This is a genomic window from Paenibacillus ferrarius (assembly GCF_002027705.1).
GTDB classification, from domain to species: domain Bacteria; phylum Bacillota; class Bacilli; order Paenibacillales; family NBRC-103111; genus Paenibacillus_E; species Paenibacillus_E ferrarius.
Map to the genome: position 1 here is coordinate 106,390 of NZ_MBTG01000023.1, position 16,692 is coordinate 123,081.

13 protein-coding genes and 1 pseudogene are annotated in these 16,692 nt (G+C 49.1%); 7 read left to right on the forward strand and 7 right to left on the reverse strand.

What is annotated here, in order from left to right; translation table 11 throughout:
• From BC351_RS23100 to BC351_RS23110, 3 genes are all read right to left on the reverse strand, one after another.
• Complete coding sequence (locus BC351_RS23100; RefSeq protein ID WP_079415360.1) at positions 1 to 1,419, reverse strand: sensor histidine kinase; 1,419 nt, start codon at positions 1,417 to 1,419, stop codon at positions 1 to 3.
• Positions 1,413 to 2,117, reverse strand: coding sequence for a response regulator transcription factor (locus tag BC351_RS23105; RefSeq protein WP_079415362.1), 705 nt, complete (start codon positions 2,115 to 2,117; stop codon positions 1,413 to 1,415). The genes BC351_RS23100 and BC351_RS23105 overlap by 7 nt, the downstream gene beginning before the upstream one ends.
• A 184-nt stretch (positions 2,118 to 2,301) precedes the next feature.
• A complete protein-coding gene (locus BC351_RS23110) occupies positions 2,302 to 3,963 on the reverse strand; it encodes a glutamine--tRNA ligase/YqeY domain fusion protein (RefSeq protein WP_079415364.1) in 1,662 nt (553 codons plus the stop codon).
• An 84-nt stretch (positions 3,964 to 4,047) separates the two neighbouring features.
• On the opposite strand from BC351_RS23110, the gene BC351_RS23115 reads away from it, so the two are divergent.
• A complete protein-coding gene (locus BC351_RS23115) occupies positions 4,048 to 5,277 on the forward strand; it encodes an aminopeptidase (RefSeq protein WP_079415366.1) in 1,230 nt (409 codons plus the stop codon).
• 349 nt (positions 5,278 to 5,626) lie between these two features.
• Here BC351_RS23115 and BC351_RS23120 read toward each other — a convergent pair whose 3' ends face one another.
• Positions 5,627 to 6,442, reverse strand: coding sequence for a hypothetical protein (locus BC351_RS23120; protein WP_079415368.1), 816 nt, complete (start codon positions 6,440 to 6,442; stop codon positions 5,627 to 5,629).
• A gap of 238 nt (positions 6,443 to 6,680) precedes the next feature.
• Here BC351_RS23120 and BC351_RS23125 point away from each other — a divergent pair.
• A pseudogene (locus tag BC351_RS23125) lies at positions 6,681 to 6,896 on the forward strand (NAD(P)H-dependent oxidoreductase); the annotation flags it as partial.
• Positions 6,897 to 7,038: 142 nt separating this feature from the next.
• Here BC351_RS23125 and BC351_RS23130 read toward each other — a convergent pair.
• Complete coding sequence (locus BC351_RS23130; protein WP_244209147.1) at positions 7,039 to 8,520, reverse strand: amidase family protein; 1,482 nt, start codon at positions 8,518 to 8,520, stop codon at positions 7,039 to 7,041.
• Between the two features lie 145 nt (positions 8,521 to 8,665).
• Between BC351_RS23130 and BC351_RS23135 the strand changes: the two genes are divergently transcribed.
• The 4 genes from BC351_RS23135 (at position 8,666) to BC351_RS23150 (ending at position 13,662) form a co-directional block, all read left to right on the forward strand.
• On the forward strand, positions 8,666 to 9,598 hold the full coding sequence (locus BC351_RS23135) for a helix-turn-helix transcriptional regulator (protein WP_244209148.1): 933 nt from the start codon (positions 8,666 to 8,668) through the stop codon (positions 9,596 to 9,598).
• Between the two features lie 266 nt (positions 9,599 to 9,864).
• Positions 9,865 to 10,365, forward strand: coding sequence for a DinB family protein (locus BC351_RS23140; RefSeq protein ID WP_079415372.1), 501 nt, complete (start codon positions 9,865 to 9,867; stop codon positions 10,363 to 10,365).
• Between the two features lie 1,136 nt (positions 10,366 to 11,501).
• Positions 11,502 to 12,341 (forward strand): SDR family oxidoreductase, encoded by an 840-nt coding sequence (locus BC351_RS23145; protein WP_079415374.1) that lies wholly within the window; start codon positions 11,502 to 11,504, stop codon positions 12,339 to 12,341.
• Between the two features lie 217 nt (positions 12,342 to 12,558).
• Positions 12,559 to 13,662 carry an ATP-binding protein gene (locus BC351_RS23150; RefSeq protein ID WP_079415890.1) on the forward strand — a complete coding sequence of 368 codons (1,104 nt, stop codon included), beginning with the start codon at positions 12,559 to 12,561 and terminating at the stop codon, positions 13,660 to 13,662.
• A 23-nt stretch (positions 13,663 to 13,685) separates the two neighbouring features.
• Here the strand turns inward: BC351_RS23150 and aroA are convergent, their stop codons facing one another.
• A complete protein-coding gene (gene aroA / locus BC351_RS23155; RefSeq protein WP_244209149.1) occupies positions 13,686 to 15,044 on the reverse strand; it encodes a 3-phosphoshikimate 1-carboxyvinyltransferase in 1,359 nt (452 codons plus the stop codon).
• Positions 15,045 to 15,153: 109 nt separating this feature from the next.
• On the opposite strand from aroA, the gene BC351_RS23160 reads away from it, so the two are divergent.
• Positions 15,154 to 16,056 (forward strand): LysR family transcriptional regulator, encoded by a 903-nt coding sequence (locus BC351_RS23160; protein ID WP_079415376.1) that lies wholly within the window; start codon positions 15,154 to 15,156, stop codon positions 16,054 to 16,056.
• Here BC351_RS23160 and BC351_RS23165 read toward each other — a convergent pair.
• On the reverse strand, positions 16,049 to 16,636 hold the full coding sequence (locus BC351_RS23165; RefSeq protein WP_079415378.1) for a TVP38/TMEM64 family protein: 588 nt from the start codon (positions 16,634 to 16,636) through the stop codon (positions 16,049 to 16,051). The genes BC351_RS23160 and BC351_RS23165 overlap by 8 nt on opposite strands.
• Between the last annotated feature and the right edge of the window lie 56 nt (positions 16,637 to 16,692).

Genomic DNA, 16,692 nt, shown 5'->3' on the forward strand with positions numbered 1-16,692 from the left:
TTATGTCATAAGTTTGTCATGCGGCAAAACATCTGCGATCGGTAGGAAAACTTTAAAAACAGTCCCCACTTGAAGCTTGGATTCTACGCGTATCGTGCCCCCATGCGCTTCAATAATATGCTTGCTGATCGTCAAGCCTAGGCCTGCCCCAGACTGGTTGCGGCTTTCATCTGATTTGTAGAAGCGATTGAAGAGCTGCGGCAGTTTCTCAGGCGCTATGCCTGGACCGTTATCCCACACTTCGATCCAGCGCTCATTTTTGGCCGACTTCACCCGAATCCCCGCTTCCGATCCCGGCTCAATATGATTGATGGCATTGTCCAGCAAATTGATAAACACCTGTCTAAGCCGATCAACATCCGCGTACACCATATAAGGTGAAGCAGCCTCAGAACTCAGCTCTATGTCCATGCCTTTGGCTTTCATCTTGAGCTGGGTCACGACAAGGCCAATAACGTCTGTGACATCAATATGCTGGAAGTTCAGTTTCACCTGCTTCTCCTCAAACGATGACAACTCCATTAAATCATCCACCAAGCTGCTCAGACGAAGCGTTTCTTGTAACGACACTTGAATGAAATCCTTCGCATCCTCCGGTTCCACGACACCATCGGTAATCCCCTGTAGAGACGCCCGAATCGTCGTCAGCGGTGTTCGCAGCTCATGAGATATTTCGGAGAGAAACCGTTTGCGGCTTTCTTCCACCTTCTGCAGCTTGCCCGCCATCCGGTTCAGCGAACCCGATAAAGAGGCGATTTCGTCATTCCCTCTAACAGGAACTCTCCCGCTGAAATCCCCTAAGGCCAGTGCCTCCGCTGTCTTGCTCATGAGCTGTATCGGCTTTACGAAATGCCGGGAGACGAAGTACAACACCGCCATGGCCAGCAGCGCAATCGATATTGCGGATATTAAAATCGCCCGATTGATCCCATCAATTGTTCCTTCAATGCTCACGATTGGTGTATATAGGAAAATACCTCCGATCACACTCTTGTCCTGTAAGACCGGTCTTCCTACGATCAACATCTGGACTGTGCTGCTCTGTGCAAAATTACTCCGTACGGTTACCTGATTGCCCGACAACACTTTATCTACCCATACCTTGCGTGCAGGAGTCTCACCAATGGACTGAACTTTATCCAGATTCACTTTAGGGTGCTTAACGACAGCAACGTGAACGTTGGACGACTTCTCGATACTGTTGATTTGTCTTCGGAAATCCTTTGACTGTGTCGAGCCATCAAGCAGCCCCTTGGCCAGCTCATCCACTTGCTCCACCTTCTCAAGCAGCAGCTTCTCGCTGCGATCATAGGTTTTCTGCTGCATGGAATAGCCAATCGTTCCCGATATCGCTAGAATGGATACAATCGTAATGGACATATATACGAATAAAAGCTTTCTATAAAAGGAGTTCAGCATGCGTCAGGGCCCTCAAACTTATACCCCACACCCCAGACAGTGCGAATTACCCAATCTACTTTGCGTTCAGTCAGTGCAGACAGCTTCTGCCTTAAGCGTTTGATATACAGATCCACGACACGGTCCTCGCCTTCAAAATCCCAACCCCAAATCTTCGCAATCAAATCTTCTCGTGTAAACACTTGATTCGGATTGCGCACGAAAAACAGCAGCAGCTCATACTCCTTTTTGGGCAGCGCCACCAGTTGTCCTTCCACCGTCACATCATGAGACAACACATCGATACGCAGGCTGCCAATTTCATAAATATGCGCTGGTGCAGCGGCCTCTGCGCGAAGCAGCGTCCTGCGAAGAATCGTCGTGACACGAGCAACCAGCTCATTCGGATCAAAAGGTTTCACCAAATAATCGTCAGCGCCCATCTGCAAGCCTTCGATCCGCTCGTCCACATGACCTCTTGCTGTCAGCATCAGAATGGGGACATCGCTCTGGGCCCGAATCATCTGACAGATGGACCAGCCATCCCGTTTGGGCAGCATAATATCCAGCACGATGAAGTCAGGGCTCAGCTGCCCGAACTGCGTTAGCGCCTGCTCCCCATCATGAGCTGTGAACACTTTATACCCGCTCTTCTCCAAATACAGCTTCGTAATCCGGCAAATATTATGATCATCATCAACGACCAAAATGGTTGTCATCCGGGCAGCACTCTCCTAAGCGACATGTGTCTAATCTCCTACAAGACTTCGGGTCAGGAAGCTTGTTTTCGTCCCACTATAAGCAAATAGTACAGCAATTTTCAGCAAAAAGCATGCAGTAAATAAGACAAAAAAACGCCCAGCCCACTTATTCAGTGAGGCCGGACGTTTATCACACTATCGCTTACACTTCGAACGAGCTTTTCAGCGAAACAATCAAGTTAAACACCAATTGCTCGCTAGTCGTATATTTGGGATCTACATTGAAATAGCCATGACGGAAAAATTGGAACTTATCCAGCGGCTTCGCTTGCTTCATGTTGTCTTCGACGAAACCTTTGACGATTTGCAAAGAGTTCGGGTTCAGGTTCTCTAGGAACGTAGCATTTTCGTCCTCTGAGTCATCCAAGATGAGCGGCTCATACAAGCGGAACTCCGCAGGTACAGCGCTTTTCGCATCCACCCAGTGGATCGTTCCTTTGACTTTACGGCCTGTGAAGCCGCTGCCGCTTTTCGTTTCCACGTCGTACGTGCAGTGAAGCTCAACGACTTTGCCGTTCTCATCTTTCACGAAATCATTGCATTTGATGAAATAAGCATGCTTCAGCCGCACTTCGTTGCCGGGAAATAAACGGAAATATTTGTTCGGCGGATTTTCCATGAAGTCGTCTTGCTCGATATAGATCTCGCGGGAAAACGGAATTTGACGATTGCCCATTTCCGGATTCTCGGAGTTGTTCTCAGCTTCCAGCATCTCGACTTGGTCTTCCGGATAGTTCGTGATGACCACTTTCAGCGGGTTCAATACCCCCATGGTGCGAAGGGCTTTCAACTTCAAATCCTCACGAATAAAATGGTCCAGCATCCTCGCGTCTACCGTGCTGTTGCTGCGGGCAACGCCGATTTCGCGGGCGAAATTGCGGATTGCTTCCGGCGTGAAGCCTCTGCGGCGCAAACCGGAGATAGTCGGCATCCGCGGATCGTCCCAGCCATCGACAGCTTTCTCATCAACGAGCTGCTTCAGCTTTCTTTTGCTCATCACCGTATTCGTTATATTCAAACGGGCAAACTCATATTGTTTAGGCACATTCGGCATCTCGCATTCGCGGATCACCCAGTCGTAGAAAGGACGTTGATCTTCGAACTCAAGCGTACAAATGGAGTGCGTAACGCCCTCAATCGCATCCTCAATCGGATGAGCGAACGCGTACATCGGATAGATGCACCAAGTATCACCTGTATTATGATGATGCGCATGCACCACACGATACAGAATTGGATCACGGAAGTTAATATTCGGAGAAGACATATCGATCTTCGCGCGAAGCACTCGTTCCCCGTCTTTAAATTCACCTGCGCGCATACGCTCGAATAGACTTACGTTCTCTTCTACGCTGCGATCGCGGTGCGGACTGTTCGTACCTGGCTGTGTTAAAGTACCACGGGCTTCACGGATTTGATCCGCTGTTTGGTCATCCACATAGGCCAAGCCCTTGCGAATCAAAACAAGCGCACGTTGATACATCTCTTCAAAATAGTCCGATGCAAAGAACAATCCGTCCCATTGAAAGCCAAGCCAAGCCACATCGGCTTTGATCGATTCCACATATTCGGTATCTTCCTTGACCGGGTTCGTATCATCAAAGCGGAGGTTCGCTAGCCCCTTGAATTCATTCGCAAGTTCAAAGTTAAGACATATCGATTTGGCATGCCCTATATGAAGGTAACCGTTCGGCTCCGGGGGAAATCGGGTAACGACCTGGCTGACTTTGCCTGTTTTCAAATCTTCGATTACAATGTTCTTAATGAAATTGGATGGAGTGCTTGTTACGCTCTTCGTTTCCATATTCCGCCAGCCTTTCTCCCACAGGTTAAAGTTTTATTTTCTATCATACACTAATTCTTAGTAAAATATAAAGGAGCCAGTCAGATGGAAACATTCGAGCATTATTTAGACAAATATGCAGAACTCGCAATACGAGTAGGATTAAATGTTCAAAAAGATCAAACCGTCGTCATCATGACCCCCATCGCCTGCGCTGAATTCGTGCGAAAGCTAACCAAAAAGGCGTATGACGCCGGCGCCAAAGATGTCGTGATTGACTGGGATGACGATGAAGTCAAAGCGCTTCGCATGAAGCATGCACCGGAATCCACACTCCGTGAATACCCGATGTGGCGCGCGAATGGCATGGAAGAAATGGCCCGGGATGGCGCAGCCTTTTTACAAATTTATGCGCCTAACTCTGATTTGCTTAAGGACGTAGATCAAGAGCGCGTCGCAATTTCCAGCAAAACGACAGCCACAGCACGCGAAGGCTTCTTGAAGTATTTGCGCAGCAATCAGGTCAATTGGCTGATGGTCTCCTATCCGACAGCAGAATGGTCCGCCAAAGTTTTCCCTGAACTTAACGAACAAGATCGCATCATCAAGCTATGGGAGCAAATTTTCAAGCTGACGCGGGTGGACAAAGCAGATCCGTTAGCCGCTTGGAATGAGCATATTGCTCTGCTGACAGCGAAACAAGATATGCTGAATACGAAGAAATTCAAGCAATTGCATTTCAAAGGGGAAGGCACCGATCTGTATATTGAACTGGCTGCCAAACACCTGTGGGTTGCCGCGGGAAGCGAGTCGAAGGCGGGGACTTTCTTCATTCCGAACATTCCCACTGAAGAAGTATTCACCATGCCTGCCCGTAGTGGCACGAACGGAATCGTTCGCAGCACCTTGCCGCTGAGCTACCAAGGCTCCTTAATCGATGGCTTCTCCTTGAGATTCGAGAACGGCCGAGTCGTGGAAGCTACTGCCGAAGTTGGGCAAGAGGTGCTGAACAAAATGCTCGATATGGATGAAGGCGCTCGATATTTGGGTGAAGTAGCGCTCGTACCGGACGATTCTCCGATATCCAATTCCGGGCTTATTTACTACAATACGTTATTTGACGAAAATGCGTCATGCCACATTGCACTCGGCAACTCTTATCCGTTCACAATTGATGGCGGAACCCAGATGAGCCCTGAGCAATTAGCCGAAAATGGCTATAACAAAAGCTTAATCCATGTTGACTTCATGATCGGCTCTGCCGATATGTCAATTGATGGCCTTTATGCGGATGGGACCCGCGAGCCTTTGTTCCGTAAGGGGAACTGGGCGTAATGACTGCGATTCACTAAGTAGAACGATAATCACTGGCGAATGGCACGAACATCGACGTGATGTTGGACTTTAAGGTAAACCTGCGATTATGCATCTTTTCACATGTTGGCGCAGCCTTTTCTTTTAAATGCCTGCAATTCTGCATGCTTTTGAAGCTTTTTCTCGATTAGAGGATGGAAAAGCTTAAAATTCATGCAGAATCGCAGGTATTTCCATTTTCCACACAATTTCGAGGAAAAAACCTGCACAATCGCAGGAATTTTCACTTCGTACGCGAATCAAAAAAACGCCTCCATCCCCACGAAAGATGTGGTTTGGGAGGCGTTTTTGCTCGTTATTTGAGATTCGTTTAACGTGGGCTAGGCTGCAGTGTTTTAGTGATGGTAGCTTCTTTCAAGACCCATTTGCCTTTTTTCCATTTCCATATGGAATTTGCATAACCAATTGTATCGGCGTTGGCAATGCCGGTAATACGCTGAATACCCATTAATTCACAGATGCCATCCCGATCCTTGTCTATGGGCTTAAGCGCCCCATACCCGTCAACATTGACAATAAGAGGTTTGATCACCTTGCCGTCTTTGTATATCCCGAATTTCTCGTAATCGTCCTTGCGGTCGATCAGATCGATTTTGAAGGATTTGCCGGTCTCTTCGATTTTCAGCAGAACCTTGTAATTTTTCTTAAAGGTCGATTTGACGCGAAGCGGTTCGGGCAAGGGTATTGCGGTCGGGACATTATTTTTCAGGGAGTAGATGTAATAATAAGAGAGTCCTCCGCTGCCCCCGGTTTCGGCGGCCACATAAATCTGCGGAAGCTTGTCCCCGATGAAATCGCAGAACTGCATGTGCGGATTGTAGCCGCCCTCCAACGGGATAACAACCTGCTGCTGACCTTGACCAGACACAACAATGTACAGTTTATCGAAGTATGGACTATTAGGGTCCGACTTCGAACCAATCAGCGCTACAGTTTCAGGTTTGCCATCTCCCGTGACATCAATTTCCCTTGTTTGCACCAGCTGACCTTGCTGCGAAGTTTGTGGTGATGGCGGAGGAGGAAGCTCTTCCGCGGAGGCTAAGCCTCCTCCCCCTAAGAGAAGACTGCTGATGAGCAAGCTTATTGCTGCTCTGTGCAGAGCAATTGGGGTGATTTTTCTAAACATGATGATCAGACGCCTACCTTTCATTTTGAATTCGCTTTATTATTTCAAATGTTTCCATTTCATATGCGGAGCGGCCGTTGGCTTTTGGCTAATGAATCCTTAGAATCAATATTCCTCAATCCCCTTGTCACAAAACGCTGATTACAGCAGTCCTGGTCTGCTTGTATAAATTCACAAAACTTGAGGTATTCTGTTAGATTGCAAGAAGAAGACTCAATGATCAAAGGAGAGCACCACTATGAAAATCCTAGTAGTCCTAGCACATCCAAACCTTGCCGAATCCCGCGTTAACCGCCGATTGGCCCACGAAATGGAACAACAAGAGAACGTCACTGTGCATCGCCTGTACGATGTATATTCCGATGAGCAGATTAATGTGGCAGCAGAACAACAGCTTTGGGAAGCCCATGATCGCATCATTTTGCAATTCCCTTTTTATTGGATCAGTCCACCAAGGCATATGCAGCATATGCGCTGGACCCAGAGACTTCGCCGCGGTTTAAAGCCGGGAAATGATCATCAACTGTCCGATCCTATAAAGGCAAAAAACCTCCAATCCCTTGGCTAGCAAGGGGTGGAGGTTTTCGAATTCTCGATTATAACACCGGCGGCCGCCGATAATGCGTAGCCTGCTCAAAAGCATAAGCCAGCTTAATAAGCGTCGGCTCACTATAAGCCCCTGCGGCGAACATAACGCCCATCGGTCCTTCAGCCGTATAACCAGCAGGAACGATCAGCAGCGGATAACCGGCTCTCGCCGCAATATCTTCTCCCTCATCGCATGGGAACAAGAGGGCATCCAGTTGATGCTCCGCTATTACATGGTCAATCCCTTGGGCTCGAGTGAACTTCTGATAATGATGCAGACTTTCCAAATAATTGGTCTCTGTCAGGGTACCGCTCGTTTCATCAGACCAAATAAGCATATTTTGTCCATAGACCAGCGCTGCATCCACATGCGCGCGATTGAACGCGATAACCTCCTCCAAGGAATGCACGGGGACGGAGGCTGCTAGCTTGGCTAGATAATCGTTGAGATCTTTCTTGAATTCGTAGCGTAGCACATCGATATTCCACGCCGCCGCTTGCTGCTCACAGGGCAGCGAGACAGGATCAATCAAATCCGCGCCCTGCTCGCGCAGGACCTTCATCGCATTCTCGGCTACGAGTCGCGCCTCTTCGTTCAAGTTCTGGTAGAACCAGCGAGGGATGCCGATTCTCGCACCTTGCAGCCCTTTTGCATCGAGAAAAGAGGTGTAGTCTTGCAAGCCTCTTCCCTCACTTGCCAAGCTCATCGCATCTCGCGCATCGGTCCCTGTAAGTGCGCTTAGCAAAACAGCTGCATCCGCCACTGTCCTTGTCATCGGTCCCGGCGTGTCTTGGCTGTGAGCGATGGGGATGATGCCTGTTCGGCTAAGCAAACCTACAGTTGGCTTCAACCCAACCAGGCTGTTATGATGAGCCGGATTCACAATGGAACCCGACGTTTCAGTGCCAATCGCAGCTGCTGCGAAGCTGGCAGCCACTGCCGCGCCTGACCCTGCGCTGGAGCCACCGACATCGAACTTGCCGGGCCCATAAGGGTTCCAAACCTGCCCACCTCTGGAGCTATAGCCGGAGGGCATCGCTGCCGACATGAAATTGGCCCATTCCGTCATATTTACCTTCCCCAGGAGAACGGCCCCCGCTTTCCGCAATTGCATCACGATAAAAGCATCTTCAGCAGCAACCGAGTTCGCTAAAGCGACAGATCCTGCACTGGTATGCATACGGTCGGCTGTATCAATATTATCTTTGAGGAGAATCGGGATGCCGTGCAGTGGTCCGCGGCTGCCTTGACTCTGTCGTTCCTCATCAAGGAGTCGAGCCAGCTCCTTTGCATCTGGATTTATTTCTAATACGGCGTGAATCGCATGATCATAAAGCTCGATTCGCTCGAGGTACAACTCAACCAGCCCTAAGGAACTGACCTCTCCCGCTTCCATCGCCTTCTGCAAAGTATGGATATCCACTTCCACAATCCACTCATTTAGCTTGGCATTCACAGGTTGACCGCCTCCATGCTTCATTTTCTTCATTATGTAAGTAATTCCCTTTGCCGATCGTTTTTCCTTCGTTCCGATGCGCAACCTGACAAGTTATTCCTCTTGCCTAGAAAAGGAATTTCCTCTCTATCAATCGAATGTATGTTTGTAATGATTATGAGTGGATGAGGTGTCTTTTTTGAAAATAGATCGCTTGCTTGCGATTACGATGCTGCTTCTGAATCGCAAGAGAATCAGCGCGATGGAGCTGTCGGAACGCTTCGAAGTTTCCTTGCGAACCGTGTACCGTGACATCGAAGCCATTAATCAAGCCGGCATTCCTATCGCCTCTTACGCTGGTTTGAACGGCGGCTATGAAATTATGGATCAATATCGACTGGAACGTCAGTATTTGTCCTTGGAAGAGCTTCAATCCATCATTATTGGGCTCAAAGGCATACGTTCCACCGTAGGCGATCAAGAAGTCGGCAGCTTGCTGGACAAGGTTGGTGCGCTCGTCGCCAAATCCGAACACCATGCAGCGAATAATCAACTGATCATTGATATGAATCCATGGCGTCAAGGCACCCATGACAAAGAGAAGCTGAATATGCTGCGCACCGCCATTAAAGACTCTAAACAAGTTTCTTTTCAATATATTTCTTCACAAAGCGAGCAATCTATAAGAACCGCCGAACCGATGAGCATCGTGGCCAAAGGCTTTGGTTGGTATCTCTATGGTTATTGTCTGCTTCGCGAGAATTTTCGTGTCTTCCGTTTATCTCGAATGAAGGAAATCAACGTACTCTCTCAAACTTTTGAACGCAAAACAGAAACGATAGAGACGCTTCAGCACGGCTGGGGCAATCACGAACCCCATTCGCTTATTACACTTATCCTGCACGCTCAGCCTAATGTGCAGGCTCAAATCGAAGACTACTTCCAACCGAAACAGATTGACTATCAGCCGGACGGCTCCATGATGATCACGGCCACGCAGCCGGATGAGCCCTGGCTTCACGGGATGCTGCTAAGTTTCGGTCCGAGCCTACGGATACTTGAGCCGCCCCACATAGCAGCTATCATCAAAGAGAAGGCCGAAAAAATTGTTCAACTCTATTCGAACCACTGACAACCTGTTGTCAGTGGTAGTTGGCTATACTAGGGATATAGTACTCGAAAGGCTTAGTGCTTACGATGCCAGTCTGGCGAAAAGTTCAAGCGAATGCTTATGATGCCAGTTTTTCTGGCGAAAAACTCAAGCGAATGCTTACGATGCCAGTTTTTCTGGCGAAAAACTCAAGCGAATGCTTACGATGCCAGTTTTTCTGGCGAAAAACTCAAGCGAATGCTTACGATGCCAGTTTTTCTGGCGAAAAACTCTAAGGAGGCTCTCCCATGTTTAAAACAATTCAAGATTTCGTTGCGGAATGGAACAATGAAACACAAGCGACTCAGCGCGTGTTGGACACTTTGACGGATGTTTCACTTACACAACGTATTGCGCCGGACTTCCGCACGCTCGGACAACTAGGCTGGCACATTGCAACAACCATTCATGAAATGCTCTCACGTACAGGACTTACTTTCACGGCGCCTCCTGAGGAGCACCATGCCCCATCGTCTGCCCAAACAATTGCAGATACATATCGTACTGCCGCTGCCGGCCTTACCGATGCGATCCAGTCCCAGTGGACAGATGCCAAATTGGCGGAATCCACCGACATGTATGGAGAGCAGTGGGTGAATGCAGCAACCCTGCGTATTCTCATCTCCCATGAGATCCATCATCGTGGTGAAATGATCGTCTTGATGCGTCAAGCCGGTCTCCGCGTGCCGGACATCTACGGACCCACACGTGAGGATTGGATTGAACGTGGCATGGAGCCTCTGGTGTAGGAATTAAATAGACTAAAGAGGCTGTTTCCAAAAGTAGAAATAGCTACTTAGGAACAGCCCCTTTTTGTGTATTTCTATGGCTGCCCCTGATGCGTCTCTTGTATAATCAGATTCATTTTGACACATGTAGCGTTGGCTAGTTGTTGCAGGGAATTTGCTTGTCAAAGGGGAAGTTGAGCTGTTTCTTTCTATGTTTTCGATACAGTCAAAGACAAAGAAAGCTCTTCAGACACGTAGAGATATTCTTTTCCTTGGTAAACGGTACGAATGCAGCGAAATGAGTGGCTGAACTTTTTGAAAGCCTGCGATTATACATCTTTTTCATCCGAGAAATCACCTAAACGATGAAATTCCTGCGTTTCTGCAGGCTTTTGAAGCCCTTTCCGAACTTGAGGCTGATAAAGCTAAAAATTCCTGCACAATTGCAGGAATTTTCGTTTTCCGTACGTTTTTCTGGAAAAAGCCTGCACTTTTACAGGTATTATCGTCGATGACTGATACTCCTTGCGCGAATCCTGACGACCGTATGCCATGACACCACATGGCGGCGATCAAACCCCCGTCATCCTAATACCACACACCCCATACTCAAACATGGCTTGTAGTACGACCCCAGTTTATTCATGTCCATCCCTACGTCCCGAAACTCCTATCTACTTACCTAACTATACATCCACAGTTTCTGCCCATCCAGCCATTCATCCATCTATTCTACTTATCTATCTACCTGTACATCTACTTATCGCTCTGCCCATCGCCCCATCTATCTCCCCATCCATCTGCTTATCGTTCTATCCACCAATTCATCTATTTACCTGCTCATCACACCATCTATCTACTCATCTGTCTGTCCATCAATCTATCTGACTACCTGTGCATCTATTTATCTTTCTACCGATCAATCCATCTATTCTACTCATCTATCTCACCATCTATTTACTTATCGCTCTGTCCATCAATCTATCTAACTACCTGTGCATCTATTTACCTTTCTACTGATCAATCCATCCATTCCACTCATCAATCTCCCCATCGACCACCTTCTATCTCCCTACCTACCCACACTCCGATAAGCAGACAATGCGAGTCCCCTATCCATAAGCTATAATGGAATAAAAAACCAAGGAGGCGTCCGTATGCATCATCCAACCGTTATTGTTACCGGAGCTAACTCTGGGATGGGACTGGCAACCACCGTCGCCCTAGCCCGCAAAGGTGCGCATGTTATTATGCTGTGCCGCAGCAAGCAGAGGGGTGAGCTTGCGCTGGCTGAGGCGCGACAGCAAAGCGGATCCGATCGCATAGAGCTGATGCTTTGCGATCTGGGGTCGCTCGCGAGCATTCGCGCCTTCGCGGAAGATTTCCTTGCCAAGCACCAGATGCTCGATGTGCTCGTCAACAATGCCGGTGTGGTCACCGTGAAGCGGCAAACGACGTCCGATGGCTTCGAGGCCATGACGGGCGTCAATCATCTTGGTCACTTCCTGCTGACCAACCTGCTCTTAGAGGCCATTGTCCGCGCGCCGCAAGGGCGGATCGTGAACGTATCCTCCGGCGCCCATAAGATCGGGCGCTTCGATTTCGATAACCCTTACCTGATGCGGGGATTCAGTGTGTGGAGAGGGTATGCGCAATCCAAAATTGCGAATATTTGGTTCACGCGTGAGCTGGCCAAGCGACTAGCGGGCACCACAGCTACGGTCAATGCCCTGCATCCGGGAGCCGTCGGCACGAACATCGGTGTCGATCGCGACACCGGTTTTGGCAAATTCATGCACCGGCTGCTTCGGCCTTTTTTTCTGACGCCGGAACAAGGCGCGGAAACGGCGATTTATTTGTCCATCAGTCCGGACGTACAGACGATCAGCGGCGAATATTGGTATAAGAAGAAGATAGCGCCCATCTCGGAGAGGGCAAAGGATGAAGATATGGCACATCGCTTCTGGGCATGGAGTGAACAGAAGGTTCGCTTATAAGCGGCCAATAACGATGAAATCCCAACAAAAAGACGAGCAAACGCTATCCGTAGCATTTGTTCGTCTTTTTGTTAACAGATAACTCTGGTCCCAGCATATATCGGGAGCATTTTTTCATTTCATTGTGTACATTTTTCGGCTCAAATGATATTATGTTATTATGTAATTACGTAAATACGTAATTACATAAATTATTAATGAGGTGATCCAATTGACAGTGCCACGTGACTATGGAGCCGAGCTAGATGCATTGCAAGCGCAAATGAATACGCTCCAGCAACGAATCGAAGAATTCATGCATAGACAGGAAGATACGAGCAAATTTATGACCCAACAACAGCTGCCGGATGCGGAACAAGGCGGGGTCTTTTACTCGGGACAATTCCAGAGCGGGCCTACCCATTATCGCTGGGAGCCGCAAGAAAGAGGCGTTAGTCAGCTTCTGAGCTTGGATAGCGATAAAGCAGCCAAAATTCTTGGGGCTATCGGCCATAAGCAGCGTCTGGATATTTTGCGGACCGTTTTGCAAGAGCCGCTTACCGGTCCAGAGCTCGTTGAGCGTCTGAATATGGGAACAACGGGACAGCTTTATCATCATATGAAAGCATTAGCTGGCGCCGATCTGCTCGTACAGGAAGAGCGAGGCGGCAAATACGCAGTACCCGGCCATCGTGCACTTCCGCTCCTCCTGCTGCTTGCAGCGGCAGCTGATTTATTCGATACCAGTGATTTCCTTGACATGTCAGAGGTCAGAAATAATGCACATCCCTACTTGGGCGCAGCCAATGATGGCTATGACCCTCATCTTCTCCTCTGGGCTGTCGTCGAGAACAGCATTCTCGAGCATTTGCATGGGACCTGTACCGAGATCCATCTCATCCTGCATCGGGACGGCAGCGTAACCGTAGGCGATAACGGTCGAGGCATTCCTGTTCAGGCGCTTCCCGGCGTAGACCACCCCCGTGTTCAAACCGTTCTTACGGACATGAACCGTCTCAGTGCCAGCGCCTCATTCTTCGCACCTGGCAGCGAAAAAGGCATCAGCATGCCTATCGTCAACGCGCTGTCTCTTAAGCTTTCGGTTGAAATTCGCCGTGACGGCCGTGTGTTTCAACAATCTTATAAGCACGGCATCCCCCAAAGCGAGCTGCAAACCGTCGGGTTCACCCATGAGACTGGAACCAGCATGACTTTTTCGCCGGATCGGGACATTTTCACAAAACCATTTGATCGCAAGGAATTGGAGAAGCAGGCTGCGGAAATATCCGTTCTGTATCCGCAACTGCGCCTACAGGTGCTGCTGGATGAACCAACGGGTTGAACCCAGCAGACCAACCCTACAAGTTAGATAAAATCAACACCAACGCCGAGATCACGCCAGCGCTCATAGAAATCCGGGCACGTCTTCGACACACAGCCAGGATCAGCAATCTGCAAGCCATTTACCCTTGCACCGATCAGCGATAGCGCCATCGCCATCCGGTGGTCGTCATGAGGGTCAAGCAACGCTGGTTGTGGCTGTCCGGGGTGCACCGTCAAACCGTCTTCGTGCTCCTCGACTTGGATACCCAGCTTGCGAAGCTCCTGGCATATCGCCGCAATGCGATCACATTCATGATGCCGAATATGGGCAGCATCAGTCAGCGTAATAGGTCCGTCCGCGAATGGCGCCAACGCAGCAAGCGTAAGCGTCTGGTCGGACCAGCGCTGCATGCTTACAGTAAATCCCCCTTTAAGGCGTGCTGTGCCGCGCACCTCCACAAAAGTCTCGCCGCGAGTGATCGTACAGCCCATTTGCTCAAGTACATGCAGCAATTCGATATCCGGCTGGCGTGTCTGCGCCGAAATTCCCTCAATCCTTATGCGCCCATTCGTTAAAGCTGCTAATGCCCAGAAATAGCCGCACGTAGATACATCCGGCTCAAGAGATAATGTCCGAGCTTCATAGACACTTGGCTGAATCGCTATCGTCCGCCCATCGTCCTGAACTTCCGGTTTTACCCCAAATGCTCGCATCATATCCAGCGTCATTTCTACATAATCACGCTGTACGACCTCTCCATCAATGCGTATCATCAGCGGCTCTTTGGCATAGGGTGCGGCCAGCAATAATCCGCTGATAAACTGACTGGATACTGCGCCAGATACCGTAACCTCGCCTCCATTCAACCCATTTGCCTGCAAAGTCAGCGGCACACTCCCCGGATTCTCTTGATACTGGATATCGCAGCCTAAGCTTGATAGCGCATTTAACAGCACGGTTAGAGGTCTCTCGCTCATGCGCCGACTTCCTTTTAACGTCCAAACTCCCTTGCCTATCGCAAGCGCACTAGGCAAAAAGCGTGCAACCGTACCGGCTGCCCCCACATACAGCTCTGCTTCCGAGATCGCCCATTGCCCTTCATTCCCTTGGACAGTCACCGTATCCCCATCAACGTCAATGTGGACCCCCAGCTCTCTCAATGCTTTCATGCACCAATAAGAATCATCGCTTTGCAGAACACCCTGCAGCCGTGTCGTCCCCTTCGCCAGTGCGGCGATGATCAGCGCGCGGTTCGTAAAGCTTTTACTTCCAGGAATACGCAAAGTGTGATCAATCTGAGCATGAAGCGGCGATAACCGCACAGTTTGCCCCTCCTGATGCTGCGACCATGGTGATCTGGCTTCTCGGTCTGGTTCATGCTGAATCAATGATGATTTCATCTCCTGCACCCTCTCCAATTGTACTTAAGCTATAAGCTCATTATAATGAGGGGATTAGGCATAAATGAAATCGCCAAATAAGCACCTTCTCATAAAGGAGCTCTATATCATGATCCATTTGGAATGGTACCGTATTTTCCTGCACGCCGCCAGAACAGGCAATTTAACCAAGGCAGCACAAGAGCTGTACATCACCCAACCATCCGTTAGCTACGCCATTAAACAAATGGAGCAAGCCTTGTCCCTGAAGCTTTTCCATCGGCTGTCCAAGGGTGTGGAGCTTACGGAAGAAGGAAAAGCCCTGCTGGCTTATGTCGAACAGTCCTTCGCCCTGTTGGATGCAGGGGAACGCAAAATGTCCCAACTCAAAGACCTCACAGGAGGTGAACTTCGCATCGGAGCGAGCGACTCCTTATTCAAGCATTTCTTATTCCCTTATTTGGATAAGTATCATAAGCAGTATCCTGAGGTTCGTATCCGGCTCTCGCACGGTAAAACCTCCGAAATTACACAGAGGGTCAAAGAGGGCACCGTCGACTTTGGGCTGATTCATTTGCCCATTGCCGAAGATCCCCTTTTAACGATCCAAGCGATTATGACCTTGCAGGACTGCTTCGTAGGTGGAGAAGCTTATCGCGATAAGGCCGTTCTTCCTCTCACAGCCCATGATCTCGGCCAATTCCCACTGTTACTCTTATCAGCCGGAAGCAGCACCCGACGATTCGCTGAGCATTGGTTCTCCCAACAAAATGTCACAATTCAAGCCGATATTGAGCTAGGCAGCATTGATCTGCTCATCGAATTTGCCAAGCTTGGCCTAGGTGTCGCCTTCGTCTCCAAATCCTATGTAACCCAAGAACTAGCGGACGGGCTGCTCTACGAGTTGAAGCCTACTGTCGCCATTCCAACACGCTATATCGGAATCGCTGCTCGCCGAGATACAACGCCATCCCTCGCGGCTGCCAAATTTCATGAAATGCTGATGGCGGATATGCCGGCATTGGTTACATGAAACGTTTCTCCACTCTTTTGCTAATCAGCATAGATACGACTACGAATACAACAACATATAGAATCCGGTAGGGATTCTCAATAAATCCATTAAGATCGTGGCCGATAAAAGAAACCGACATGACCATGACGGCTTTCCCTGCGGCAACAGCAACTAGAAACGAGCGAAATCTCATTCCAACCAGCCCCGCAGCCATATTAATGACGACGAACGGGCCTAATGGAAAGAGGCTGAGCAGGAAGACATAGTTGAACGCCTGGCGACGAGCCCACACAAGGCTTTTCTGCACCTTTGGCTTCTGCGACCAGCGCTCTAGATAAGGGTGCCCTGCAACCTTTTTCACAAGGAGAAAAGTTACCAGACATCCGCTCACAATGCCGATCCAAGAATACAAAAAACCGAGCCAAAGCCCATATACAGCAGCATTTACGCTTATAATGACCAACGTGGGAAGCGGCGGAATGAACGATTTCATAAAAGGGAGAAGAAGACCGGGTAAAGGGCCGAGCGAACGGTACTTGTCTAACAGCAAGGATAAATTTTCTTCCGTGAAGTAGGACAAAAGTTCGGTTATTCCCATCTGTGCACACCTACTCTGTTTAACAAAAATTAGCGGCATACCGCGCCGCCCTCTAT